The 26,105-nt window shown below is 69.3% G+C and carries 26 protein-coding genes and 1 pseudogene; all 27 read left to right on the forward strand.

Annotation, left to right across the window (positions count from 1 at the left end):
* Positions 1-151: 151 nt before the first annotated feature.
* Positions 152-793 carry an RNA polymerase sigma factor gene (locus tag ET495_RS15735; protein ID WP_129205569.1) on the forward strand — a complete coding sequence of 214 codons (642 nt, stop codon included), beginning with the start codon at positions 152-154 and terminating at the stop codon, positions 791-793.
* Positions 790-1,272: a hypothetical protein gene (locus ET495_RS15740; RefSeq protein ID WP_245993140.1), complete on the forward strand. Its 483-nt coding sequence runs from the start codon at positions 790-792 to the stop codon at positions 1,270-1,272. Before ET495_RS15735 ends, ET495_RS15740 begins: the two co-directional genes overlap by 4 nt.
* Before the next feature lie 160 nt (positions 1,273-1,432).
* Positions 1,433-4,039: a CHAT domain-containing protein gene (locus ET495_RS15745; RefSeq protein ID WP_129205571.1), complete on the forward strand. Its 2,607-nt coding sequence runs from the start codon at positions 1,433-1,435 to the stop codon at positions 4,037-4,039.
* A 274-nt stretch (positions 4,040-4,313) separates the two neighbouring features.
* Positions 4,314-4,838: a 50S ribosomal protein L10 gene (gene rplJ, locus ET495_RS15750; protein ID WP_129205572.1), complete on the forward strand. Its 525-nt coding sequence runs from the start codon at positions 4,314-4,316 to the stop codon at positions 4,836-4,838.
* Positions 4,839-4,928: 90 nt separating this feature from the next.
* Complete coding sequence (gene rplL, locus ET495_RS15755; RefSeq protein ID WP_129205573.1) at positions 4,929-5,318, forward strand: 50S ribosomal protein L7/L12; 390 nt, start codon at positions 4,929-4,931, stop codon at positions 5,316-5,318.
* A 426-nt stretch (positions 5,319-5,744) separates the two neighbouring features.
* Positions 5,745-9,245 carry a DNA-directed RNA polymerase subunit beta gene (rpoB, locus tag ET495_RS15760; protein ID WP_129205574.1) on the forward strand — a complete coding sequence of 1,167 codons (3,501 nt, stop codon included), beginning with the start codon at positions 5,745-5,747 and terminating at the stop codon, positions 9,243-9,245.
* 59 nt (positions 9,246-9,304) lie between these two features.
* A pseudogene (locus ET495_RS15765) lies at positions 9,305-13,179 on the forward strand (DNA-directed RNA polymerase subunit beta').
* A 463-nt stretch (positions 13,180-13,642) separates the two neighbouring features.
* Entirely contained in the window at positions 13,643-14,017 is a 375-nt protein-coding gene (gene rpsL / locus ET495_RS15770; RefSeq protein WP_069982102.1) for a 30S ribosomal protein S12, read from the forward strand.
* Positions 14,017-14,487: a 30S ribosomal protein S7 gene (gene rpsG, locus ET495_RS15775; protein ID WP_129205575.1), complete on the forward strand. Its 471-nt coding sequence runs from the start codon at positions 14,017-14,019 to the stop codon at positions 14,485-14,487. Before rpsL ends, rpsG begins: the two co-directional genes overlap by 1 nt.
* A 76-nt stretch (positions 14,488-14,563) precedes the next feature.
* On the forward strand, positions 14,564-16,666 hold the full coding sequence (gene fusA, locus ET495_RS15780) for an elongation factor G (protein ID WP_129205576.1): 2,103 nt from the start codon (positions 14,564-14,566) through the stop codon (positions 16,664-16,666).
* A gap of 126 nt (positions 16,667-16,792) precedes the next feature.
* The gene (tuf, locus tag ET495_RS15785) at positions 16,793-17,998 is read left to right on the forward strand and encodes an elongation factor Tu (RefSeq protein WP_129205577.1); all 1,206 of its coding nucleotides are present in this window, start codon (positions 16,793-16,795) and stop codon (positions 17,996-17,998) included.
* A 532-nt stretch (positions 17,999-18,530) separates the two neighbouring features.
* Positions 18,531-18,839, forward strand: a complete 309-nt coding sequence (rpsJ, locus tag ET495_RS15790) for a 30S ribosomal protein S10 (RefSeq protein WP_012877409.1) — start codon at positions 18,531-18,533, stop codon at positions 18,837-18,839.
* Between the two features lie 14 nt (positions 18,840-18,853).
* Entirely contained in the window at positions 18,854-19,507 is a 654-nt protein-coding gene (rplC, locus tag ET495_RS15795; protein WP_129205578.1) for a 50S ribosomal protein L3, read from the forward strand.
* 7 nt (positions 19,508-19,514) lie between these two features.
* Positions 19,515-20,216: a 50S ribosomal protein L4 gene (gene rplD / locus ET495_RS15800; RefSeq protein WP_129205579.1), complete on the forward strand. Its 702-nt coding sequence runs from the start codon at positions 19,515-19,517 to the stop codon at positions 20,214-20,216.
* Positions 20,213-20,515 carry a 50S ribosomal protein L23 gene (rplW, locus tag ET495_RS15805; protein ID WP_129205580.1) on the forward strand — a complete coding sequence of 101 codons (303 nt, stop codon included), beginning with the start codon at positions 20,213-20,215 and terminating at the stop codon, positions 20,513-20,515. Before rplD ends, rplW begins: the two co-directional genes overlap by 4 nt.
* Positions 20,516-20,546: 31 nt before the next feature.
* Positions 20,547-21,383: a 50S ribosomal protein L2 gene (gene rplB / locus ET495_RS15810; protein WP_129205581.1), complete on the forward strand. Its 837-nt coding sequence runs from the start codon at positions 20,547-20,549 to the stop codon at positions 21,381-21,383.
* A 15-nt stretch (positions 21,384-21,398) separates the two neighbouring features.
* Positions 21,399-21,680, forward strand: a complete 282-nt coding sequence (gene rpsS, locus ET495_RS15815) for a 30S ribosomal protein S19 (protein ID WP_012867940.1) — start codon at positions 21,399-21,401, stop codon at positions 21,678-21,680.
* 55 nt (positions 21,681-21,735) lie between these two features.
* Positions 21,736-22,104, forward strand: coding sequence for a 50S ribosomal protein L22 (gene rplV, locus ET495_RS15820; protein WP_129205582.1), 369 nt, complete (start codon positions 21,736-21,738; stop codon positions 22,102-22,104).
* Positions 22,104-22,952, forward strand: a complete 849-nt coding sequence (gene rpsC, locus ET495_RS15825) for a 30S ribosomal protein S3 (RefSeq protein WP_129205583.1) — start codon at positions 22,104-22,106, stop codon at positions 22,950-22,952. Before rplV ends, rpsC begins: the two co-directional genes overlap by 1 nt.
* Positions 22,953-22,954: 2 nt before the next feature.
* Complete coding sequence (gene rplP, locus ET495_RS15830) at positions 22,955-23,374, forward strand: 50S ribosomal protein L16 (RefSeq protein ID WP_129205584.1); 420 nt, start codon at positions 22,955-22,957, stop codon at positions 23,372-23,374.
* Positions 23,374-23,610 (forward strand): 50S ribosomal protein L29, encoded by a 237-nt coding sequence (gene rpmC, locus ET495_RS15835; RefSeq protein ID WP_129205585.1) that lies wholly within the window; start codon positions 23,374-23,376, stop codon positions 23,608-23,610. The genes rplP and rpmC overlap by 1 nt, the downstream gene beginning before the upstream one ends.
* Before the next feature lie 8 nt (positions 23,611-23,618).
* Positions 23,619-23,912, forward strand: a complete 294-nt coding sequence (gene rpsQ, locus ET495_RS15840) for a 30S ribosomal protein S17 (RefSeq protein ID WP_129205586.1) — start codon at positions 23,619-23,621, stop codon at positions 23,910-23,912.
* Positions 23,913-24,113: 201 nt separating this feature from the next.
* The gene (gene rplN, locus ET495_RS15845; protein WP_021480431.1) at positions 24,114-24,482 is read left to right on the forward strand and encodes a 50S ribosomal protein L14; all 369 of its coding nucleotides are present in this window, start codon (positions 24,114-24,116) and stop codon (positions 24,480-24,482) included.
* Positions 24,483-24,484: 2 nt separating this feature from the next.
* Positions 24,485-24,826: a 50S ribosomal protein L24 gene (gene rplX / locus ET495_RS15850; protein ID WP_129205587.1), complete on the forward strand. Its 342-nt coding sequence runs from the start codon at positions 24,485-24,487 to the stop codon at positions 24,824-24,826.
* Entirely contained in the window at positions 24,826-25,410 is a 585-nt protein-coding gene (gene rplE / locus ET495_RS15855) for a 50S ribosomal protein L5 (protein WP_129205588.1), read from the forward strand. Before rplX ends, rplE begins: the two co-directional genes overlap by 1 nt.
* A 1-nt stretch (position 25,411) precedes the next feature.
* On the forward strand, positions 25,412-25,597 hold the full coding sequence (locus ET495_RS15860) for a type Z 30S ribosomal protein S14 (protein WP_012877422.1): 186 nt from the start codon (positions 25,412-25,414) through the stop codon (positions 25,595-25,597).
* 108 nt (positions 25,598-25,705) lie between these two features.
* Entirely contained in the window at positions 25,706-26,104 is a 399-nt protein-coding gene (gene rpsH, locus ET495_RS15865; RefSeq protein WP_129205589.1) for a 30S ribosomal protein S8, read from the forward strand.
* Position 26,105 lies beyond the last annotated feature (1 nt).

A 26,105-nucleotide genomic window follows, 5' to 3' on the forward strand; every position in this document is an offset into this window, starting at 1 on the left:
ACCCCTCTTGTCTCGTGAGAGCAGCCGAGCGCCGGAGGGTGAAATGCGGACGGTGACGCACCCCGCGCCCGTCGGTGAACGCGCGCGCATCCTAGGCTCGACGCGACCGGACGGGAGCCCGAGGGTTCCGGCGCGAACGCACGAGGACGCGATGACCACCGACGACGCCCACCGCCAGGACGGGCGTGACGTCGCACGGGACCAGGAGACGCTCGGGGACCGTGCGGCGCGCGCGCTCCTGGAGTACCGCGAAGGGCGCTCGGCCGCGCTCAGCGCCGTGGTGCGCGAGGCGACGCCGCTGCTGTGGCACACCGTCCGCGCGCAGGGCGTCGACCGTGACACCGCCGACGACGTCGTGCAGTCGGTGTGGGCGGCGCTGGTCCGGCACGCGGGGACCATCACGGAGCCGCGCGCCGTGCTCAAGTGGCTCCTGATCACCGCACGCAGGGCCGCCTGGGAGGCTGCGCGGCGTGCCCGGGAGGACCAGCGGCGGCGCACCGGGCTGCCGGACGACGCACCGGACGCGGTCCACCCGCTGCCCGACCCGCGGCCCGGCCCGGACCTCCACGTCCTGACCGACGAGCGCGACCGCGCGGTGTGGCGGGCGCTCGCGCTCCTGCCGCAGCGGTGCCAGGAGCTGTTGCGGCTCGTGTCGCTCGCCGACCGCCCGGACTACCGGATGATCTCGGCCGCGATCGGCATGCCGGTCGGCAGCATCGGTGCCACCCGGGGACGGTGTCTCGCGAAGCTGCGGACCGCGCTCGACGACATGGCGGAGGACCCATGGACATGACACCAGCACCGGATGCGCCGTTCGACGAGCGCGACGCAGCGGTCCTTGCCGTCCTGGGCCGAGCGGTCGCCCTGCTCGACCCCGTGCCGGACGGACTGGTCGAACGCTCGCTGTTCGCGATGACCCTTGCCTCGCTCGAAGCCGAGGTGATGTCGATGCGGCACGTCGGCACTCCTGCCGGTGCCGTCCGCGGTGACGCGGCTCCCGTCGAGGCCCGGACCATCACGTTCACGCACGACTCGTTGACCGTCATGGTCGCCCTGTCGGCGTCGGGCGACGGCCAGGTGCGGATCGACGGGTGGCTGAGCCCGGCGGCGCCCCTGGTGGTCGAGCTGCGCCAGCCGTCCGGCGACCGGTCCACGATGGCCGACGGCGACGGCAGGTTCTCGTTCGACCCGGTCGATCGCGGCCCGGCAAGCCTGCTGGTGCGCCCGGCCGACGACGCGGCGCCCGTCGTGACTCCCGTCGTCGAGCTGTGACGCCGGCACCTCGGCCCCGCTCGTCTCGCCGGCGGAGTGGGCGCCGGGCCCCTGCGCCGTAGCGCGCGGGCCGGGGGCGGCATCGCACGCCGGTGCCGAGCGGGTGAAGTCTCGCCCGCTCGCCTGCCCGCGCGCCTCGCCGCGGACGTACTCTCCGGTGGTGCCCGGGGTTCTGGCGCGCGCCCGCGCGCTGTACGAGGACGCCCACCAGGCGGACGTGGCCGAGCGGTTCGACGACGCGCTGGAAGGCTTCCGCGCGCTCCTCGACCTGCTCGACGGCGCCGACCTCGGACCCGCCCTCAGCCCGGACCATCGCGCCGGCGCCGCGCTGCGAGTGCGCGCGCTGCTGGGGATCGCGCGCGCCCGCTACGAGTCGACGGGCGACCTGCGCGGCGCGATGGCGGCCGTGGACGGCGCGGAGCGGTACGCGCTCGCCGGCGGGCTGGAGCCCGAGGCCTTCGCGGTCCAGGGCGAGCGGGGTCGCCTGCTCCTGCGGTCGGGCGACGTCGAGGCCGCGCTGGCGGCGTTCGACACGGTCCTCCGCGGAGCCGACGTGCCGCCGACGCGCGACCTCGCCGTGGCGCTGCTGCATCACGGCTCGCTGCACCTCGACTACGGCGACCCGCGGAGAGCCGACGCCGACCTGCGCGCCAGCGCCGAGGTCGCCGTCCGGCTGGGGGAGCGCGACCTGGAGGCGATGGCCCGCCACCGCCTCGGTCTGCTGCGGTTCGTCCAGGGCGACCTGCCGGCCGCGCTGCGCGCCATGGGCGAGGCCGCGCGGATCGGCGGCACGCCCGAGCCTGTCGCCCTCCTCGACAAGGCTCGCGTGCTGGCGGACGCGGGACTCGTGGGCGACGCGGTCGAGGCACTCGAGCAGGCGGCAGTGATGGTCCGGGACGGGTCGTTGCTGGTGCGTGCCGAGGTCGAGCTCACCCTCGCGGCGTGCCTCATGGACCTGCGCCGGCACGACGAGGCCGTCGAGGCGGCGCGGGCGGCCGCGGCGGCGTTCGCGCGGTGCGGCAACGCGCTCTGGGCGGCGCGCGCACAGGTCGCGATGCTCGAGGCCCTGCTCGGCGCCGACCGGTGGATGCGCTCTCGCGTGCCGCGCGCGACGCTGCGGCGTCGGGCGGAGCGCGCGCTCGCGCTCGCGGACGGCGCGGACGGCCGGGGCAGCAGCGGCGGCGTCGCAGACCGGATGGCCGTCGTCTACCCGGCTCTCCTCGCGGCCGCCGAGTGGTGCGCGCTCGCGGGCGACCTCACCGCCGCGCGCGCCTACCTCGCGCGTGTCCCGGCCGACCTGGGGACGGCTCCGCTGTCGTTGCGCCTGGGCAGACCGGCCGTCGTGGCGCGCATCGCGTTTGCGGCGGGCCACCGTTCGGCGGGCGTGCGCGCGGTCCAGCACGGCCAGCGCATGCTCGCCGCACACCGGGGGCTCGGGTCGGTCGAGGCGGCGGCGGCCAGCGGCGTCCACGCGATGCGGCTCAACCTCGTCGACACGCAGGCGGCGCTGGCCACGGGGGATCCCGCGGCGGTCTTCGACGCGCTCGAGCGCGGGCGCGCCGCGGCGGCGGGTGCCGCGCGGGTCGTGCCGCCCGACGACCCCGAGCTCGCGATGCTGCTGGAGCAGGCGCGGGCGGCGCACCAGGCGGCGCTCGCGCTCGGGCCCACGTCGACGCCGGAGGGTCTGCGGGCCAAGCGCCAGCACCTGGTCCAGGCGCGCCGACTGCAGGACCGCGCGCGCGAGCGGTCCTGGCAGGTCGAGGGCGAGCGTCGCCCCGTCCGGCCGACGACGGCACGCGAGCTGCGTGCCGCGCTGCGCGGGCTTGCCGCGCACGGCGGCGCCCCGGTGGTCGCCTCCTACGTGTCGATCGGCAGCAGGGTGCTCGCCGTGCGGCTCGACGGCGGGGGTCAGCGCCTGCTGCGGCTCGGGGAGCGTGCCGAGATCGACGAGCTGGTGCGCCGGACCCGGGCGGACCTCGCCGTCGTCGCGAACTCGCTCATCCCGCAGCGGCTGCGCGCGGCCGCCGCCGCGTCGCTGCGCCACGCGCTCGGTGCTCTCGACGCGCTGCTGGTGGTGCCGCTCGACGCCCCGGGCGACCTTCACGTGGCCGCCCGGGGCGGGCTGCTGACGCTGCCGTGGTGCGCGCTGCCCTCGCGCTCCGGCCTGCGCACCTGGGTCGGCGACCGCGTCGATCTGCGGACCGGGGGCGGGGCCGGTGCCGCGCGGCCGGGCGGCGTCGTCGTCCTCGCAGGGCCGGGAACCGACGGGGCCGTGCGCGAGGCGCGGGCCGTGGCCGCCGTCTGGCCGGGCTCGTCCCTGCACACGGGCGCGGGCGCGACGACGAGGGTCGCGCTCGACGCGCTCGCCAAGGCCCGTGTCGTGCATCTCGCCGCGCACGGCGGCCACGTGGAGGACAACGCGCTGTTCTCGTCGCTGCGCCTCGCGGACGGCCCGCTGTTCGCGCACGAGCTCGACGGCCTCGACCTCGCGGACGCCGTCGTCGTGCTGTCGGCGTGCGAGCTCGGGCTGTCGGTCTCCGACGTCGGGGGAGAGGCGCTCGGGTTCGCGAGCGTGCTGCTGCGGCACGGGGCGCGCGCCGTGGTGGCCGCGGTCGCGCCCCTGCGCGACGACCTCGCGGTGCGGGTCATGCCGCGGCTGCACGAGGGTCTGCGGGCCGGGCTGCCGCCTGGGGCTGCGCTCGCGGCGGCGACGCGCTCCGAGCGCGACCCGGTGCCGCTCGTGTGCTTCGGGCCGCTGCCCGTGTGACGCCGGGGCCGGAGGCATGTCCCGGGGCCCGGTTTCCGTGGGACCCGTGGACTCGTGTACGCTGTGCAGGTAACCCAAGACCGCCGGTCGTCTCCGGCTGCCCTTCCGAGTTTCTCGAGGGGTGGCTGAGGACCGAAGTCCCGCCACGACGGCGGGGGCCTGCGCAGGTGACACCGTTCGTTCTTCGAGCCCCGGTGCGCCTGCGCCGGGGCTCCTTCCGTGTTCGGGCCTTCGCCATCCTGGAGCCGGTGGTACCACCACCGGAAGGATTGCCATGGCGAGGCCGGACAAGGCAGCCGCCGTCGCGGAGGTCGCGGAGAAGTTCCGCGAGTCGAACGCGGCCGTGCTGACCGAGTACCGCGGGCTCACCGTCAAGCAGCTCAAGGAGCTGCGTCGGTCGCTCGGCGGCAACGCAACCTACGCCGTGGTGAAGAACACGCTCACCCAGATCGCGGCCAGGGAGGCGGGTGTCGAGGGTCTCGACGCCGACCTCAAGGGCCCGTCCGCCATCGCGTTCGTGACCGGGGACCCGGTCGAGGCCGCGAAGGGTCTGCGTGACTTCGCCAAGGCGAACCCCGCGCTGGTCATCAAGGGCGGTGTCCTCGACGGACGCGCCCTGACCGCGGCGGAGGTCACCAAGCTCGCGGACCTCGAGTCCCGCGAGGTGCTGCTGGCCAAGGCGGCCGGTGCCATGAAGGCCAAGCTGTTCCAGGCTGCCTACATGTTCACCGCGAACACCGCCCAGGCTGCTCGCGTCATCGATGCCCTGCGTCAGAAGCAGGAGTCGGCCGCTGCCTGATCCGCACCGCGGATCGCAGCGCACCCACACATCCCCCTCTGCTTCTGACGGGCCTGACGCCCACGAAGCGTGAACGAAAGGAACGCCATCATGGCGAAGCTCACCACCGAGGAGCTCATCGAGCAGTTCAAGGGTCTGACCCTCATCGAGCTGTCGGAGTTCGTCAAGGCCTTCGAGGAGACCTTCGAGGTCACCGCCGCCGCCCCCGCCGCCGTCGCCGTTGCCGCCCCCGCGGGTGGCGCCGGTGAGGCTGCCGCCGAGGAGGAGAAGGACGAGTTCGACGTCATCCTCACCGCCGCCGGCGACAAGAAGATCCAGGTCATCAAGGAGGTGCGCGCCCTGACGTCCCTCGGCCTGAAGGAGGCCAAGGACCTCGTCGACGGCGCCCCCAAGCCCGTCCTGGAGCACGTCAACAAGGAGACGGCCGAGAAGGCCAAGGCGCAGCTCGAGGGCGCCGGCGCCACCGTCGAGCTCAAGTGACGCTCGCGGCGTAGCCGCTTCATCTCCGAGCGAGGCCCCGTACCCCCAGGGTGCGGGGCCTCGCCCGTCCTCGCGGGGGTATACTCCTGCGCACCGCTGTTCTTGGGCGGCATATGGCGGCCACCGAGACAACGCCTCGCACCCTTCCGGTCCGCGAGATCGACCCCGTCGATCTTGCGCCGATATCGACCGGCTCGGCCTGGCGTCTACTGTCGCGCCCTCGTGCAGTAGACAAACGGGTCAGGGCCGACTATGCTAACGCTTTGCGCTCGCGTGTGTCCGCCTCACCTTCCCCGACCGCCATCAGCCGCCACTCGTCACCCACGTACTCCGTGGCGACGTCGTGGGTGTCCGATGCCCGGACGGTCCTGTGCGGGGCACACGAAAGCGTACAGCGTGCCATCGAACTGCAGGGAAGGACCCCTCTTGGCTGCCTCGCGCACCCCTTCTGTTCCGTCCGCCGACGCTATCGCGAACCGCACCGCATCCCGTCGTCTCTCCTTTGCCAAGATCTACGAACCGCTCGAGGTCCCCGACCTCCTCGGCCTGCAGACCGAGAGCTTCGACTGGCTGCTGGGGAACGAGGCCTGGCAGCACCGCGTGGCCGCCGCCTCGTCCGCGGTGCCGGCGACGTCCGGTCTGGAGGAGATCTTCGAGGAGATCTCGCCGATCGAGGACTTCGGCCAGTCGATGTCGCTGTCCTTCTCCAACCACCGCTTCGAGCCGCCGAAGTACACGGCCGAGGAGTGCAAGGAGAAGGACTTCACCTACGCCGCACCGCTCTTCGTGACGGCCGAGTTCGTCAACTACACGACCGGTGAGATCAAGTCGCAGACGGTCTTCATGGGCGACTTCCCGCTCATGACCCCGCGCGGCACGTTCATCATCAACGGCACCGAGCGCGTCGTGGTCTCGCAGCTCGTCCGCTCGCCGGGCGTGTACTTCGAGCGCACCCCGGACAAGACGTCGGACAAGGACATCTTCACGTCGAAGATCATCCCGTCGCGCGGTGCGTGGCTCGAGTTCGAGATCGACAAGCGCGACGCCGTCGGCGTGCGCGTCGACCGCAAGCGCAAGCAGTCCGTCACGGTGCTGCTCAAGGCGCTCGGCATGACCGAGGCCGAGATCCGCGAGGAGTTCGCGCAGTTCCCGGCCGTGCTCGACACGCTCGAGAAGGACCACGTCCACACCGAGGACGAGGCCCTCGTCGACCTGTACCGCAAGATCCGCCCGGGCGAGCCGCCCACGGTCGAGGCCGGTCGCGCGCTGCTCGAGAACTTCTACTTCAACCCCAAGCGCTACGACCTCGCGAAGGTCGGCCGCTACAAGGTCTCCAAGAAGCTCGGCCTGGACGCGCCGCTCACGGACTCGACGCTGTCGCGCTCCGACATCGTCGCGACGATCAAGTACCTCGCCGCTCTGCACGCCGACGTCGCGGCCCTGCCGGGCACGCGCAACGGCGAGGCCGTCGAGGTCCGCGTCGAGACCGACGACATCGACCACTTCGGCAACCGCCGCATCCGCGCCGTCGGCGAGCTCATCCAGAACCAGGTCCGCACCGGCCTGTCGCGCATGGAGCGCGTCGTGCGCGAGCGCATGACGACGCAGGACGTCGAGGCCATCACGCCGCAGACGCTGATCAACATCCGCCCCGTCGTGGCGTCGATCCGCGAGTTCTTCGGCACCTCGCAGCTGTCGCAGTTCATGGACCAGAACAACCCGCTCGCCGGCCTGACGCACAAGCGCCGCCTCAACGCGCTCGGCCCCGGCGGTCTGAGCCGTGACCGCGCCGGCATGGAGGTCCGTGACGTCCACCCGTCGCACTACGGCCGCATGTGCCCGATCGAGACCCCTGAGGGCCCGAACATCGGCCTCATCGGCTCGCTCGCGTCGTTCGGCCGCATCAACCCGTTCGGCTTCATCGAGACGCCGTACCGCAAGGTCGCCGACGGTCAGGTCACCGACCAGATCGACTACCTCACGGCCGACGACGAGGACCGCTACGTCATCGCCCAGGCGAACACGCCGCTGACGGTCGACGGGCACTTCCAGGAGCCGCGCGTCCTCGTGCGCGTCAAGGGCGGCGAGACGTCCGACGTCCCCGTCTCCGAGGTCGACTACATCGACGTGAGCCCGCGCCAGATGGTGTCGGTCGCCACGGCGCTGATCCCGTTCCTCGAGCACGACGACGCCAACCGCGCCCTCATGGGTGCCAACATGCAGCGCCAGGCCGTGCCGCTGGTGCGCTCCGAGATGCCGCTCGTCGGCACCGGCATGGAGCGCCGCGCGGCCGTCGACGCCGGCGACGTCGTGGTGGCCACCAAGGCCGGCGTCGTCACCGAGGTGTCGGCCGACCTGGTGCTCGTCGCCAACGACGACGCGACGACGTCGTCGTACCGCATCGCGAAGTTCGTGCGCTCCAACCAGGGCACGTCCTACAACCAGCGCGTGATCGTGGACGAGGGCCAGCGCGTCGAGCCCGGCTCGGTCCTGGCCGACGGCCCCGCGACGGACGAGGGCGAGCTCGCGCTCGGCCGCAACCTGCTCGTGGCGTTCATGTCGTGGGAGGGCCACAACTACGAGGACGCGATCATCCTGTCGCAGCGCCTCATCGAGGACGACATCCTCAGCTCGATCCACATCGAGGAGCACGAGGTCGACGCGCGCGACACCAAGCTCGGCCCCGAGGAGATCACGCGGGACATCCCGAACGTCTCCGAGGACGTCCTGGCTGACCTCGACGAGCGCGGCATCATCCGCATCGGTGCCGAGGTCGGCGCCGGCGACGTGCTGGTCGGCAAGGTCACCCCGAAGGGGGAGACCGAGCTGACCCCGGAGGAGCGCCTGCTGCGCGCGATCTTCGGCGAGAAGGCCCGCGAGGTCCGCGACACGAGCCTCAAGGTGCCCCACGGCGAGTCCGGCACGGTCATCGGCGTGCGCGAGTTCAACCGCGAGGACGGCGACGAGCTGCCCGCCGGCGTGAACCAGCTCGTGCGCGTGTACATCGCCCAGCGCCGCAAGATCACGGTGGGTGACAAGCTCGCCGGCCGTCACGGCAACAAGGGCGTCATCTCGAAGATCCTGCCGCAGGAGGACATGCCGTTCCTGCCCGACGGCACCCCGGTCGACGTCATCCTCAACCCGCTCGGTGTGCCCGGCCGCATGAACGTCGGCCAGGTGCTCGAGACCCACCTCGGCTGGGTCGCCAGCCGCGGCTGGGACGTCGAGCTCGCCGAGGACGCGAACGCCGAGTGGAAGTCGCACCTGCCCGAGACCGCCCAGCGCTCCGAGCCGTTCAGCCCCGTCGCGACCCCGGTCTTCGACGGCCTGGAGGAGCAGGCGCTGCGCGGGCTGCTCTCGACGACGCTCCCGAACCGCGACGGCGACCGCATGGTCGGCGCCGACGGCAAGGCGCGCCTGTTCGACGGCCGCTCGGGCGAGCCGTTCCCGGACCCGGTCTCGGTCGGCTACATGTACATCCTCAAGCTGCACCACCTGGTCGACGACAAGATCCACGCGCGTTCGACGGGTCCGTACTCGATGATCACGCAGCAGCCGCTGGGCGGTAAGGCCCAGTTCGGCGGCCAGCGGTTCGGCGAGATGGAGGTGTGGGCCCTGGAGGCGTACGGCGCCGCCTACACCCTCCAGGAGCTGCTCACCATCAAGTCCGACGACGTCCCCGGCCGCGTCAAGGTCTACGAGGCGATCGTCAAGGGCGAGAACATCCCCGACTCGGGCATCCCGGAGTCCTTCAAGGTGCTCCTCAAGGAGATGCAGTCGCTCTGCCTGAACGTGGAGGTCCTGTCCTCGGACGGCTCCTCCATCGAGATGAAGGAGTCCGACGACGAGGTGTACCGCGCGGCGGAGGAGCTCGGCATCGACCTCTCCCGCCGGCCCAACGCCGCGTCCTCGATCGACGAGATCTGATCTCAGCTCAACGCTGACAAAGACAATCTTTCAAGAGCCACAAGGGAAGTAGGAATACCTTGCTCGACGTCAACGTCTTCGACGAGCTGCGCATCGGCCTGGCCACGGCGGACGACATCCGCCAGTGGTCGCACGGCGAGGTCAAGAAGCCCGAGACCATCAACTACCGCACCCTCAAGCCCGAGAAGGACGGCCTCTTCTGCGAGAAGATCTTCGGCCCGACCCGGGACTGGGAGTGCTACTGCGGCAAGTACAAGCGCGTGCGCTTCAAGGGCATCGTCTGCGAGCGCTGCGGTGTCGAGGTCACGCGGTCCAAGGTGCGCCGTGAGCGCATGGGTCACATCGAGCTGGCCGCCCCGGTCACGCACATCTGGTTCTTCAAGGGTGTGCCGTCCCGCCTGGGCTACCTGCTCGACCTCGCGCCCAAGGACCTGGAGAAGGTCATCTACTTCGCGGCCTACATGATCACGTGGGTCGACGACGAGGGCCGCCACGAGGACCTGCCGCGTCTCCAGAACGAGATCGACCTGGAGAAGAAGGAGATCGCGGACCGCCGCGACAACGACATCAACGCCCGCGCCACCAAGCTCGAGCAGGACCTTGCCGAGCTGGAGGCCGAGGGTGCCAAGGCGGACGCCCGCCGCAAGGTGCGCGACGCGGCCGAGCGCGAGATGGCGAACCTGCGCAAGCGCGCGGACGCCGAGCTCGACCGCCTCGACACCGTCTGGGACCGGTTCAAGAACCTCAAGGTCGCCGACCTCGAGGGCGACGAGATGCTGTACCGCTCGCTGCAGGACCGCTTCGGCCCGTACTTCGAGGGCTCGATGGGTGCTGCGGCGATCCAGAAGCGTCTCGAGAGCTTCGACCTGGACGCCGAGGCCGCCAACCTGCGCGAGATCATCCGCTCGGGCAAGGGCAGCGCAAGACGCGCGCGCTCAAGCGCCTCAAGGTCGTCAACGCGTTCCTCACGACGACGAACTCGCCCACCGCGATGGTGCTCGACGCCGTCCCGGTCATCCCGCCGGACCTGCGCCCGATGGTGCAGCTCGACGGTGGCCGCTTCGCGACGTCGGACCTGAACGACCTGTACCGCCGCGTCATCAACCGCAACAACCGCCTCAAGCGTCTGCTCGACCTCGGTGCCCCCGAGATCATCGTGAACAACGAGAAGCGCATGCTGCAGGAGGCCGTGGACTCGCTGTTCGACAACGGCCGCCGCGGGCGTCCGGTGACGGGCCCGGGCAACCGCCCGCTCAAGTCCATCTCGGACATGCTCAAGGGCAAGCAGGGCCGGTTCCGCCAGAACCTGCTCGGCAAGCGCGTCGACTACTCGGGCCGTTCGGTCATCGTCGTCGGCCCGACCCTCAAGCTGCACCAGTGCGGTCTGCCCAAGCAGATGGCGCTCGAGCTGTTCAAGCCGTTCGTGATGAAGCGCCTCGTGGAGCTCAACCACGCGCAGAACATCAAGTCGGCCAAGCGCATGGTCGAGCGCACGCGCTCGGTCGTGTGGGACGTGCTCGAAGAGGTCATCACCGAGCACCCGGTGCTGCTCAACCGTGCGCCCACGCTGCACCGCCTGGGCATCCAGGCCTTCGAGCCGCAGCTCGTCGAGGGCAAGGCCATCCACCTGCACCCGCTCGTGTGCGCCGCGTTCAACGCGGACTTCGACGGTGACCAGATGGCCGTGCACCTGCCGCTGTCCGCCGAGGCCCAGGCCGAGGCGCGCATCCTCATGCTCTCGAGCAACAACATCCTCAAGCCGTCGGACGGCCGTCCGGTGACCATGCCCTCGCAGGACATGATCATCGGCCTGCACCACCTGACGTCGGACCGCCCCGGCGCCCTGGGCGAGGGCCGTGTGTTCTCGTCGCAGGCCGAGGCGATCATGGCGTTCGACCGCGGCCAGCTCGACCTCAACGCGACGGTCAAGATCCGCATGTCGGACGTCGTGTTCGAGCCGGGCGAGGAGCCCGAGGGCTGGGAGCCCGAGGTGCCGATGCTGTTCGAGACGACGCTGGGCCGCACGGTCTTCAACGAGGCCCTGCCGGTCGACTACCCGTTCCAGAACGGCGTGGTCGGCAAGAAGGAGCTCTCGGCGATCGTCAACGACCTGGCCGAGTCGTACCCGAAGGTCGAGGTCGCCGCGGCGCTCGACGCCCTGAAGGACGCCGGCTACAAGTGGGCGACCCGTTCGGGCGTCACGATCGCGATCTCCGACGTCGCGATGCCGGACGTCAAGGACGCGATCCTCGAAGAGCACGAGCAGCGTGCCCTCAAGGTGCAGCAGCAGTTCGAGCGCGGTCTGATCACCGACGACGAGCGCCGTCAGGAGCTCATCGAGATCTGGACCCAGGCCACCGACAAGGTCGCCCTGGGCATGCGCGAGAACCTCGAGTCGAACGCCCGCAACACGCTGTACCGCATGGTGTCCTCGGGTGCCCGTGGTAACTGGATGCAGGTTCGTCAGATCGCCGGTATGCGTGGTCTGGTGGCGAACCCGAAGGGCGAGATCATCCCGCGCCCGATCAAGTCCAACTACCGCGAGGGCCTGTCCGTCCTCGAGTACTTCATCGCCTCGCACGGCGCCCGCAAGGGTCTGGCCGACACCGCGCTGCGGACGGCCGACTCGGGCTACCTCACGCGTCGTCTGGTCGACGTGTCGCAGGACGTCATCATCCGTGAGGACGACTGCGGCACCGAGCGTGGCCTGACGCTGCCCGTGGCCGAGTCGATCGCCGGAACGCTGACGCTGCACCCGCGCGTCGAGACGTCGATCTACGCGCGCACGCTGGCCGTGGACGTCACCGACGCCGAGGGCAACGTCATCGCCCAGGGCGGCCACGACGCGGGCGACGCCGAGATCGAGGCGCTGCTCGCGGCCGGCATCGAGACCGTCAAGGTCCGTTCGGTGCTCACCTGCGAGTCGCGCGTCGGCACGTGCGCCAAGTGCTACGGCCGTTCGCTGGCCACGGGCAAGCTCGTGGACATCGGCGAGGCCGTCGGCATCATCGCGGCGCAGTCCATCGGTGAGCCGGGCACGCAGCTGACGATGCGTACCTTCCACACCGGTGGTGTCGCCTCGGCCGAGGACATCACGCAGGGTCTGCCGCGTGTCACCGAGCTCTTCGAGGCCCGCACCCCCAAGGGCGAGGCGCCCATCGCGGAGTACACCGGCCGCGTCACCATCGAGGACGCCGAGCGCTCGCGCCAGCTCGTCCTGACGCCCGACGACGGCTCCGAGGAGATCCGCTACCAGGTCTCCAAGCGTGCCCGTCTGATGATCGACGACGGCGAGCACGTGCAGGTCGGCACCCAGCTCGTCCAGGGTGCGCGCGACCCGAAGAAGGTCCTGCGCATCCTCGGCCCGCGTGCCGCCCAGAAGTTCCTGGTGGACGAGGTCCAGGAGACCTACCGCAGCCAGGGCGTGGACATCCACGACAAGCACATCGAGGTCATCGTGCGGCAGATGCTGCGTCGCGTGACCGTGCTCGACTCGGGTGACACGAACCTGCTGCCGGGCGAGCTCGCCGAGCGCACGCGCTTCGAGGACGCCAACCGGGCCGCCGTGGCGGAGGGTGGCCACCCGGCCTCCGGTCGCCCCGAGCTCATGGGCATCACGAAGGCGTCGCTCGCCACCGACTCGTGGCTGTCGGCCGCCTCCTTCCAGGAGACGACCCGCGTGCTGACCGAGGCGGCGATGAGCGGCCGTCGAGACCCCCTGCTGGGCCTCAAGGAGAACGTCATCCTCGGTAAGCTCATCCCCGCCGGCACGGGCCTGCCCCGCTACCGGAACGTCGACATCGAGCCGACCGAGCAGGCCAAGGCCGAGCTCTACCCGAGCTTCGGCTACGACGAGATCGACTTCCCGACGCTGGGCATGGGCTCGGGCGAGGCGATCCCGCTGGAGGACCTGGACTTCGGCGACTTCCGCTGACCAACCTGCACACGACGCAGCCCTCGCCGCCCCAGGGTGGCGGGGGCTGCGTCGCGTGCAGGGGGTGTTCGAGCATTCGGTGCGTCTTCGAGCCCTCGGGCGCTCGAAGACACCCCCGAATGCTCGAACACCGGCGAGCGACCCACGTCACACCCTTCCGTTTTGCCCATACCCGGCGTGGCGGGTAGTCTTGGCGACCGTGCCCGTGCCGTCGCGCGTGCCCGCCGCGAGTCCGCCTGAGCGTGGATTGGCAGCAGGCGCCGCGATGTGAGTGCCCGGGCATCCCGTGATCCGCTGCTGGCGTCCGCCGCCGCGGCCGGTCCGGGCCATCGAGCCGGTGGTAAGTGGCGTTGCGGTCCCTCCGTAGTGGGGCTGCGTGCCTCCTGCTGTCGGCACGCACAGCCTGATACCACCCGCGGAGGCCGGCCGGCCTCCGTGAGCTCAAGAAGACGACGGAGACGTAGTGCCTACGATCCAGCAGCTCGTCCGCAAGGGCCGGACCTCGAAGGCCGGGAAGTCGAAGACTCCCGCCCTCAAGGGTTCCCCGCAGCGGCGCGGCGTGTGCACCCGCGTGTACACCACCACCCCCAAGAAGCCGAACTCGGCCCTGCGCAAGGTCGCCCGTGTGAAGCTGTCCTCGCAGATCGAGGTCACCGCGTACATCCCCGGCGTCGGCCACAACCTGCAGGAGCACTCGATCGTGCTCGTGCGCGGCGGCCGTGTGAAGGACCTCCCGGGTGTCCGCTACAAGATCGTCCGCGGCGCGCTCGACACGCAGGGCGTGAAGAACCGCAAGCAGGCCCGTAGCCGCTACGGCGCGAAGAAGGAGAAGGCCTGATGCCTCGTAAGGGTCCGGCCCCCAAGCGGCCGCTCATCGCCGACCCGGTCTACGGGTCCCCTGTCGTCACCCAGCTGATCAACAAGGTTCTGCTGGACGGCAAGAAGTCCACGGCCGAGGCCATCGTCTACGGCGCCCTCGAGGGCGTCCGCACCAAGACGGACCAGGACCCGGTCGTCGTTCTCAAGCGCGCGCTCGAGAACGTCCGCCCGGCCCTCGAGGTCCGCTCCCGCCGTGTCGGTGGCGCGACCTACCAGGTCCCGGTCGAGGTGCGCCCCACCCGCTCGACGACGCTGGCCCTGCGCTGGCTGACCGACTTCTCGCGAGCTCGCCGCGAGAAGACGATGACCGAGCGCCTCATGAACGAGATCCTCGACGCCTCGAACGGCCTTGGTGCCGCGGTCAAGCGCCGCGAGGACATGCACAAGATGGCCGAGTCGAACCGCGCGTTCGCACACTACCGCTGGTAATCGTCGTCGGCCCTGGGGGTGACCTGCCCCCGGGGCCGCAGGCGTACCGCCCTCCACCGACAAGGGGTACACCACCGTGGCACTTGACGTGCTGACCGACCTCAACAAGGTCCGGAACATCGGCATCATGGCGCACATCGATGCCGGCAAGACGACGACGACCGAGCGGATCCTGTTCTACACGGGCGTCAACTACAAGATCGGCGAGACCCACGACGGTGCCTCGACGACCGACTGGATGGAGCAGGAGCAGGAGCGTGGCATCACGATCACGTCCGCTGCTGTGACCGCGTTCTGGAACAAGAACCAGATCAACATCATCGACACCCCCGGTCACGTGGACTTCACGGTCGAGGTCGAGCGCTCGCTGCGCGTCCTCGACGGTGCGGTTGCCGTCTTCGACGGCAAGGAGGGCGTGGAGCCGCAGTCCGAGACTGTGTGGCGCCAGGCGGACAAGTACGAGGTCCCGCGCATCTGCTTCGTCAACAAGATGGACAAGCTGGGCGCCGACTTCTACTTCACGGTCGACACCATCGTCAACCGCCTCAAGGCCCGCCCGCTGGTCATCCAGCTCCCGATCGGCGCAGAGAACGACTTCGAGGGCGTCGTCGACCTGGTCGAGATGCGCGCGATCGTGTGGCGCGGCGAGACCAAGATGGGCGCCGAGTACACGGTCGAGGCGATTCCGGCCGACCTGCAGGAGAAGGCGGAGCAGTACCGCGCCGAGCTCCTCGAGGCCGTCGCCGAGACCGACGACGACCTGCTGGAGAAGTTCCTCGGTGGCGAGGAGCTGACGGTCGCCGAGATCAAGGGCGGCATCCGCAAGCTCACCGTCGCCGGCGAGGCCTTCCCGGTCCTGTGCGGCTCGGCGTTCAAGAACAAGGGCGTCCAGCCCATGCTCGACGCCGTCATCGACTACCTGCCCTCGCCCCTCGACGTCCCGGCCATCAAGGGCCACGACGCCAAGGACCCCGAGCTCGTGGTCGAGCGTCACCCGGACGCCACGGAGCCGTTCTCGGCTCTTGCGTTCAAGATCGCCGCGCACCCGTTCTTCGGCAAGCTCACCTTCATCCGCGTCTACTCGGGCAAGGTGTCGCAGGGCGCCCAGGTCGTGAACTCGACCAAGGGCAAGAAGGAGCGCATCGGGAAGATCTTCCAGATGCACGCCAACAAGGAGAACCCGGTCGACGAGGCGTCGGCGGGCCACATCTACGCGTTCATCGGTCTGAAGGACGTCACCACCGGTGACACCCTGAGCGACGCGAACGCGCAGGTCATCCTCGAGTCGATGACCTTCCCCGAGCCTGTCATCGACGTGGCCATCGAGCCCAAGACGAAGGCCGACCAGGAGAAGCTCTCGACGGCGATCCAGAAGCTCGCCGAAGAGGACCCGACCTTCCGCGTCAAGCTCGACGAGGAGACCGGCCAGACCGTCATCGGCGGCATGGGCGAGCTTCACCTCGACATCCTCGTGGACCGCATGCGCCGCGAGTTCAAGGTCGAGGCGAACGTCGGCAAGCCGCAGGTCGCCTACCGCGAGACCATCCGCCGCAAGGTGGAGAAGGTCGAGTACACGCACAAGAAGCAGACCGGTGGTTCGGGTCAGTTCGCCAAGGTCCAGGTGACCTTCGAGCCGCTCGACACGGCCGAGGGCGAGCTCTACGAGTTCAACAACGCCGTCACCGGTGGTCGCATCCCGCGCGAGTACATCCCGTCGGTCGACGCGGGTATCCAGTCCGCCCTTCAGCAGGGTGTGCTCGCGGGCTTCCCGCTCGTGGGTGTCAAGGCCACGCTCATCGACGGCGCGTACCACGAGGTCGACTCGTCCGAGATGGCGTTCAAGATTGCCGGCTCGATGGTCCTCAAGGAGGGCGTCAAGCGGGCTGACCCGGTTCTGCTCGAGCCGGTCATGGCCGTCGAGGTGCGTACGCCCGAGGAGTACATGGGCGACGTTATCGGCGACATCAACTCGCGCCGTGGCATGATCCAGTCCATGGAGGACGCGACCGGCGTCAAGGTCGTGCGCGCCCAGGTGCCGCTCAGCGAGATGTTCGGTTACATCGGTGACCTGCGGTCGAAGACGCAGGGTCGCGCGGTGTACTCGATGCAGTTCGACAGCTACGCCGAGGTTCCTCGCAACGTTGCTGACGAGATCATCAAGAAGACCCGGGGCGAGTGAGTCCCCACAGGTCGACCAGCTCCACCATCAACCTGTAGGAAGAACCCCGTCGCCCCGCGGGATGTAGGCTCTTCAGCCGAGTCTCGCAACGTTCGGGAACAACTACCGAGTCCCAGGAGGACCCCAGTGGCTAAGGCCAAGTTCGAGCGGACCAAGCCGCACGTCAACATCGGCACGATCGGGCACGTCGACCACGGCAAGACGACGCTGACGGCTGCCATCTCCAAGACCCTCGCCGAGAAGTACCCCGCCTCGGAGGGCTACCTCGCCAACCAGCTCATCAACTTCGATGAGATTGACAAGGCGCCCGAGGAGAAGCAGCGCGGTATCACGATCAACATCGCGCACATCGAGTACGAGACGCCGAACCGTCACTACGCGCACGTCGACGCCCCGGGTCACGCCGACTACATCAAGAACATGATCACCGGCGCGGCCCAGATGGACGGCGCGATCCTCGTGGTCGCCGCCACCGACGGCCCGATGGCCCAGACGCGTGAGCACGTCCTGCTCGCCCGTCAGGTCGGCGTCCCCTACCTGCTCGTCGCGCTCAACAAGGCCGACATGGTCGACGACGAGGAGATCCTCGAGCTCGTCGAGATGGAGGTCCGCGAGCTGCTGTCGTCGCAGGGCTTCGACGGCGACGACGCCCCGGTCGTGCGCGTCTCGGGCCTCAAGGCTCTCGAGGGCGACGCCGAGTGGACCGCCAAGATCCTCGAGCTCATGGAGGCCGTGGACGAGAACGTCCCCGAGCCCGTCCGTGACCTCGACAAGCCGTTCCTGATGCCGATCGAGGACGTCTTCACGATCACCGGTCGTGGCACCGTCGTCACCGGCAAGGTGGAGCGCGGCAAGCTCGACCTCAACTCCGAGGTCGAGATCGTCGGTATCCGTGCGGCGCAGAAGACGACCGTCACGGGCATCGAGACGTTCCACAAGTCGATGGACCAGGCTCAGGCCGGTGACAACACGGGTCTGCTGCTGCGCGGCATCAAGCGCGAGGACGTCGAGCGCGGCCAGGTCGTCGTCAAGCCGGGCTCGATCACCCCGCACACCGACTTCGAGGCTCAGGTCTACATCCTGGGCAAGGACGAGGGCGGCCGTCACAACCCGTTCTACTCGAACTACCGTCCGCAGTTCTACTTCCGCACGACGGACGTCACCGGCGTCATCACGCTGCCCGAGGGCACCGAGATGGTCATGCCCGGCGACAACACCGAGATGACCGTCCAGCTCATCCAGCCCATCGCCATGGAGGAGGGCCTCGGCTTCGCCATCCGTGAGGGTGGCCGCACGGTCGGTTCGGGCCGTGTCACCAAGATCATCAAGTGATCTGGTGAGCTGAGCTCCTTCGGCGCCGCCGGCCCTGCCGGCGGGCTGAGCACGCGAGGCCCGGGTTCCCGCGAGGGAGCCCGGGCCTTCGTGCGCCCAGAGCACGGAGCGGTGGCGCTGGGTGCGGCGTCACAGGCCGTGGGCTTGGGATCCGGCAGACCCTGTGGCACACTTGTCAGGTTGCCTGTCACGGGCGCGTTCTTTCTCGTGTCGAACAGTGTGTTGTGCCGCAGCCGCGCGGAACCCCGGGGATCACCCCCGCGGACCGCGTCAGTGCTGGAGCGGGTCCCCCTCATGCAGGGGTTCGCGGGGTGCCGTCTGTTCTCACGCTGAGCGCCCCGCACGACCGAGCTCCCGGTGGGACACACGTCCTCGTGGAGAGGGTTCGACAGGCCAGACATACGTCGTGGTCGGCCCACCCGGGCGGATCACAATTCAACGGCCTCCTGGCCTTCGAGCGTGTCACGCAAGCGACACGCCCGAGCGCGGGGGTCGGACAGTAGCGGTTCGAGAGAGAGAGTCAGACGACGCCATGGCGGGACAGAAGATCCGCATCCGGCTCAAGTCCTATGACCACGAGGTCATCGACAGCTCGGCGCGCAAGATCGTGGACACGGTCACGCGTGCCGGTGCGACTGTTGTGGGCCCGGTGCCGCTCCCGACGGAGAAGAACGTCTTCGTCGTGATCCGGTCGCCTCACAAGTACAAGGACAGCCGCGAGCACTTCGAGATGCGTACGCACAAGCGGCTCATCGACATCATCGATCCCACGCCGAAGGCCGTCGACTCGCTCATGCGTATCGACCTGCCTGCCGACGTGAACATCGAGATCAAGCTCTGAGGCAGGTGACTGAGATGAGCAACCTGCAGAAGAACGTGACCGCAGTGCTGGGCACCAAGCTGGGCATGACGCAGCTGTGGGACGAGGCCGGGCGCCTCGTGCCCGTCACGGTCGTCGCGGTGGACACCAACGTGGTGACCCAGGTCCGCACGGCCGAGACCGACGGCTACAGCGCCGTCCAGCTGGCCGCCGGCCAGATCGACCCCCGCAAGGTCACCAAGCCGCTGAAGGGCCACTTCGAGAAGGCCGGCGTCACGCCGCGCCGTCACGTGGCCGAGATCCGCACCGCTGACGCCGCCGACTACGCGGTCGGCCAGGAGATCACCGCCGCCGCCTTCGAGGCGGGCGCCGTGGTCGACGTCGTCGGTACGACCAAGGGCAAGGGCACGGCCGGTGTCATGAAGCGCCACGGCTTTGCCGGTGTGAGCGCCTCGCACGGTTCGCACCGCAACCACCGCAAGCCGGGCTCGATCGGCGGCGCATCGACGCCGTCGCGCGTGTTCAAGGGCCTGCGCATGGCCGGCCGGATGGGCAACGCCCGTCAGACCACCCAGAACCTGACCGTCCACGCGGTCGACGCCGAGAAGGGTCTGCTGCTCGTCAAGGGCGCGGTTCCCGGCCCCAAGGGCGGCGTCGTCGTCGTGAAGACTGCCGCGAAGGGTGCGTGACAGCATCATGACCGCTCAGATCGTTGACGTTCTCGACGCCAAGGGCAAGAAGGCCGGCACCGCCGAGCTTCCTGCCGAGGTGTTCGACGTCGTGACCAACGTCCCGCTGATCCACCAGGTCGTCGTCGCCCAGCGCGCCGCTGCTCGCCAGGGCACGCACGCGACGAAGACCCGCGGCGAGGTCCGCGGTGGTGGCCGCAAGCCGTACAAGCAGAAGGGCACCGGCCGCGCCCGCCAGGGTTCGACCCGCGCTCCGCAGTTCGCCGGCGGTGGCACCGTCCACGGCCCGCAGCCGCGCTCGTACGACCAGCGCACCCCGAAGAAGATGAAGGCCGCCGCGCTGCGCGGTGCCCTGTCCGACCGCGCCCGCGCCGGGCGTGTCCACGTCGTGGCCGGTTTCGGAGTCGACGGCACGCCGTCGACCAAGACCGCGCTCAAGACCCTGTCGGCCCTGACCGAGCGTCCCCACGTCCTCGTGGTGACCGAGCGCGCGGACGAGGCGACGATCCTGTCGCTGCGCAACGTGCCGACGGTCCACCTGCTCGCAGCCGACCAGCTCAACACGTACGACGTGCTCGTCTCCGACGACGTCGTCTTCACGCAGGGCGCGCTCGCCGCGTTCCTCGCCGGGCCCGCCAAGGGCGCGAAGGCGATCGCGACCGAGTCCGACGCCGCGTCCGAGGCCGCAGTCGAGGAGGCCACCAAGTGACCACCGTGCAGAAGGACCCGCGCGACATCCTGCTCGCGCCGGTCGTCTCCGAGAAGAGCTACGGCCTCCTCGACGAGGGCAAGTACACCTTCGTCGTGGACCCGCGGGCCAACAAGACCGAGATCAAGATCGCGGTCGAGCAGGTCTTCGGCGTCAAGGTCGACTCGGTGAACACGATCAACCGCAAGGGCAAGGCGCGTCGCACGCGTTTCGGCCTGGGCAAGCGCAAGGACACGAAGCGCGCGATCGTCACCCTCCGTGAGGGGTCGATCGACATCTTCGGCGGTCCGGTCGGCTGACCCGGACAGAGCAGATCGAGGACTGAATCCCATGGGAATCCGTAAGTACAAGCCGACGACGCCTGGCCGCCGCGGCTCGAGCGTCGCCGACTTCGTCGAGGTCACGCGCTCGCAGCCGGAGAAGTCGCTGGTCCGCCCCCTGTCGAAGACGGGTGGCCGCAACAACTCCGGTCGCATCACCACCCGGCACAAGGGTGGTGGCCACAAGCGCCAGTATCGAGTGATCGACTTCCGTCGTCACGACAAGGACGGTGTGCCGGCCAAGGTCGCGCACATCGAGTACGACCCGAACCGCACGGCGCGCATCGCGCTGCTGCACTACGCGGACGGCGAGAAGCGCTACATCATCGCGCCGAACAAGCTGTCGCAGGGCGACGTCGTCGAGGCCGGTGCGGCCGCCGACATCAAGCCCGGCAACAACCTGCCGCTGCGCAACATCCCGACCGGTACGGTCATCCACGCCATCGAGCTGCGGCCCGGTGGCGGTGCGAAGATCGCCCGCTCGGCCGGGACGTCGGTGCAGCTCGTCGCCAAGGACGGCCCCTACGCGCAGCTGCGCATGCCGTCGGGCGAGATCCGCAACGTCGACCTGCGCTGCCGCGCCACGGTCGGCGAGGTCGGCAACGCCGAGCAGTCGAACATCAACTGGGGCAAGGCCGGCCGCATGCGCTGGAAGGGCGTCCGCCCGACCGTGCGCGGTGTCGCCATGAACCCGATCGACCACCCGCACGGTGGTGGTGAGGGCAAGACCTCCGGTGGCCGTCACCCGGTGAGCCCCTGGGGCCAGCCGGAGGGACGCACCCGCCGTCCGAACAAGCCGAGCGACAAGCTGATCGTCCGCCGTCGCCGCACCGGCAAGAAGCGCTGATAAGGAGCCTGGAACATGCCTCGCAGCCTGAAGAAGGGCCCCTTCGTCGACGGCCACCTGCAGAAGAAGGTGGACGTGCAGAACGAGAAGGGGACCAAGAACGTCATCAAGACCTGGTCCCGTCGGTCGGTCATCACGCCCGACTTCCTCGGTCACACCTTCGCCGTGCATGACGGTCGCAAGCACACGCCGGTCTTCGTGACCGAGTCGATGGTCGGCCACAAGCTCGGCGAGTTCGCTCCCACGCGGACCTTCCGCGGCCACGTGAAGGACGACAAGAAGGGTCGTCGTCGCTGAGCCCCCGGCTCGCGACCGACACCCTGACTGTCTGAGAAAAGGAAGCAGGACAGCAATGGAAGCCAAGGCGCAGGCGCGGTTCGTCCGCGTGACGCCGATGAAGGCCCGGCGCGTCGTGGACCTCATCCGTGGCAAGCAGGCCGGCGAGGCCGTCGCGGTGCTGAAGTTCGCACCGCAGGCCGCCGCCGAGCCGGTGCGCAAGGTCGTGGAGTCCGCGATCGCCAACGCCCGGGTGAAGGCCGACCGCGCGAGCGAGCGCTTCGACGAGCAGGAGCTCGTCGTCGCCGCGGCGTTCGTCGACGAGGGCCCGACCCTGAAGCGGTTCCGTCCGCGTGCTCAGGGCCGTGCCGCCCGCGTGCTCAAGCGCACGTCGCACATCACCGTGGTGGTTGCACCGCGCGAGAAGAAGGAAGGGGCCCGATAGTGGGGCAGAAGGTTCACCCGCACGGGTACCGCCTCGGCATCACCACCGACCACCGGTCGCGCTGGTTCGCCGACAGCACCAAGCCCGGTCAGCGGTACCGCGACTACGTCCGTGAGGACGTCCAGATCCGCAAGCTCATGGGCACCGGCCTCGAGCGTGCGGGCATCGCCAAGGTTGAGATCGAGCGCACCCGCGACCGCGTCCGCGTGGACATCCACACGGCGCGCCCGGGCATCGTGATCGGCCGCCGTGGCGCCGAGGCCGACCGCATCCGCGGCGAGCTCGAGAAGCTCACGGGCAAGCAGGTCCAGCTGAACATCCTCGAGGTGAAGAACGCCGAGATCGAGGCACAGCTGGTCGCCCAGGGCATCGCCGAGCAGCTCGCATCGCGCGTCTCGTTCCGCCGTGCCATGCGCAAGGGCATCCAGTCCGCGCAGCGCGCCGGCGCGAAGGGCATCCGCGTGCAGGTCTCGGGTCGTCTCGGCGGCGCCGAGATGAGCCGGTCGGAGTTCTACCGTGAGGGTCGCGTGCCGCTGCACACGCTCCGCGCGAACATCGACTTCGGCTTCTTCGAGGCCCGCACCACCTTTGGCCGCATCGGCGTCAAGGTGTGGATCTACAAGGGCGACATGACCGAGAAGGAGTTCGCCGCACAGCAGGCCGCTGCGGCTCCGCGTCAGGGCCGTGGCCCCCGCGGCGAGCGTGGCGAGGGCCGTGGCGAGCGCGGTGACCGCCGTGGCGGTCGCCGTAACGAGCGTCCGGCTGCTCCTGCCGCCGAGAACACCGCGGCCCCCGCGGCTGACTCGGCTGCGGAGGCGTCGGCCACCGAGACCGGAACGGAGGCCTGAGCATGCTGATCCCTCGCAGGCTCAAGCACCGCAAGCAGCACCACCCCGGCCGCTCCGGCGCGTCGAAGGGTGGCAACTCGATCGCGTTCGGTGAGTACGGCATCCAGGCTCTTGAGCCCGCCTACGTCACCAACCGCCAGATCGAGGCTGCGCGTATCGCGATGACCCGCCACATCAAGCGTGGCGGCAAGGTCTGGATCAACATCTACCCGGACCGCCCCCTGACCAAGAAGCCCGCCGAGACCCGCATGGGTTCCGGTAAGGGCTCGCCCGAGTGGTGGGTCGCCAACGTCAAGCCCGGCCGCATCGTCTTCGAGCTGGCCGGCGTCCCGGAGCCCCTGGCTCGCGAGGCCATGCGTCGTGCGATCCACAAGCTCCCGATGAAGTGCCGTTTCGTGGTGCGCGAGGGTGGTGCGATCTGATGGCTATCGGTACCAAGGGCCTGGCCCCGACCGACCTGGACGGTTTCGACGACGAGAAGCTTGTCGCCGAGCTGAAGAAGGCCAAGGAGGAGCTCTTCAACCTCCGTTTCCAGTCGGCCACCGGCCAGCTGGAGTCGCACGGCCGCATCAAGGCCGTCAAGCGCGACATCTCGCGGATCTACACGATCCTGCGGGAGCGCGAGCTCGGCATCCGTACGGCTCCGAGCGCTGAGTGAGGCAACTGATGAGCATCGAGAACAACACAGCGACCGAGTCCGCTGCTGCTGAGCGTGGCATCCGCAAGGTGCGCCGCGGTTACGTGGTCAGCGACAAGATGGACAAGACCATCGTCGTCGAGGTCGAGGACCGCGTGAAGCACCCGCTCTACGGCAAGGTCATGCGCCGCACGACCAAGGTCAAGGCCCACGACGAGCAGAACAGCGCCGGCATCGGCGACCTGGTCGTCATCATGGAGACCCGCCCGCTGTCCGCGACCAAGCGGTGGCGCCTGGTGGAGATCCTCGAGAAGGCCAAGTGACATCCAGAGAGTGATCTTCGTCGCCCGGGTCCCTGACGGGACCTGGGCGGCGTAGACTCTCCCATTGGTCTGCCCGCGGCGTGACACACGTATGCGAGCGGGTGACCGCAACCATCAATCCGTTCGGCCAGGCTCCTTCGCCTGTCTGCGTGCTGTCACGCGGACGCGCGGGAGAACCAGCTCGACGACAGGAGCATTTGAATGATCCAGCAGGAGTCGCGACTCCGGGTCGCCGACAACACGGGTGCCAAGGAGATCCTTTGCATCCGCGTTCTCGGTGGTTCCGGCCGTCGCTACGCCGGTATCGGTGACGTCATCGTCGCCACCGTCAAGGACGCCATCCCGGGCGGCAACGTGAAGAAGGGCGACGTGGTCAAGGCCGTCGTCGTCCGGACCGCCAAGGAGCGCCGTCGTCCGGACGGTTCCTACATCAAGTTCGACGAGAACGCTGCCGTCATCCTCAAGAACGACGGTGAGCCCCGTGGAACCCGCATCTTCGGCCCGGTCGGTCGCGAGCTTCGCGACAAGCGGTTCATGAAGATCATCTCGCTCGCGCCGGAGGTGCTCTGACCATGGCCAAGATCAAGAAGGGCGACCAGGTCGTCGTCATCTCGGGTCGCGACAAGGGCAAGACGGGCCGCGTGCTCGAGGTCCTGACCGAGACCGACCGCGTCGTCGTCGAGGGCGTCCAGCGTGTGACCAAGCACGTCAAGGCCGGCCAGACCGCTCGCGGCACCCGCACGGGTGGCATCGAGACCATCGAGGCCCCGATCCACGTCTCCAACGTCATGCTCGTCGACCCGGAGACCAAGAAGGGCACGCGCGTCGGCTACCGCGTCGAGCAGGTCGAGCGCGACGGCAAGACCAAGACGGTTCGCGTCCGCGTCGCGAAGCGCTCCGGGAAGGACATCTGATGACCGAGACGACTCTCGAGGCCACCTCGAACGCAGTCGCGCCGCGGCTGAAGACCCGTTACCGCGAGGAGATCCTTCCCGCGCTCCGCGAGGAGTTCGGCTACGCGAACGTCACCCTGGTTCCCGGTCTGACCAAGATCGTCGTGAACATGGGTGTCGGCGACGCCGCCAAGGACTCGAAGCTCATCGAGGGCGCGATCCGCGACCTGACCGCGATCACCGGTCAGAAGCCGCAGGTCACCAAGGCCCGCAAGTCCATCGCTCAGTTCAAGCTGCGCGAGGGCATGCCGATCGGCGCCCACGTGACGCTGCGCGGTGACCGCATGTGGGAGTTCCTCGACCGTCTGCTGTCGATCGCCCTGCCCCGTATCCGTGACTTCCGCGGTCTGTCGGGCAAGCAGTTCGACGGCCACGGCAACTACACGTTCGGTCTCACGGAGCAGTCGATGTTCCACGAGATCGACCAGGACAAGATCGACCGCGTCCGCGGTATGGACATCACGGTCGTGACCACGGCGAACACCGACGACGAGGGCCGTTCGCTGCTTCGCCGTCTCGGCTTCCCCTTCAAGGAGGAGAACTGACATGGCGAAGAAGGCCCTGATCAACAAGGCCGCCGCGAAGCCCAAGTTCGCGGTTCGCGCCTACACCCGGTGCCAGCGCTGCGGCCGGCCCCACTCGGTCTACCGCAAGTTCGGCCTGTGCCGTATCTGCGTCCGGGAGATGGCCCACCGTGGCGAGCTCCCTGGCGTGACCAAGAGCTCCTGGTAATCACCGCGCAGCTGGTACCACCTACGACGTCGCAGGTCCGCCCGGGACCCCAGGACGGGTTCCTGGAGAGCCGCGCGGAAACCGCGACGAGGAAGGGCAAGAGCCCACATGACGATGACTGACCCGATCGCAGACATGCTGACGCGTCTGCGGAACGCCAACTCGGCGCACCACGACTCCGTGACGATGCCGTCCTCCAAGCTGAAGCTCCACATCGCGGAGATCCTTCAGAAGGAGGGCTACATCGCCGGATTCGTCGTCGAGGACGCGAAGGTGGGCAAGAGCCTCACCATCACCCTGAAGTACGGCCCGAACCGCGAGCGCGCCCTGTCGGGCATCCGCCGCATCTCGAAGCCCGGTCTTCGCAAGTACGCGAAGTCGACGGAGCTGCCCAAGGTCCTCGGTGGCCTTGGCGTCGCGATCCTGTCGACCTCCTCCGGCCTCCTCACCGACCGCCAGGCTCAGGCCAAGGGCGTCGGTGGCGAGGTCCTCGCCTACGTCTGGTAAT

Origin of the sequence: Xylanimonas allomyrinae (assembly GCF_004135345.1) — a bacterium.
GTDB classification, from domain to species: domain Bacteria; phylum Actinomycetota; class Actinomycetes; order Actinomycetales; family Cellulomonadaceae; genus Xylanimonas; species Xylanimonas allomyrinae.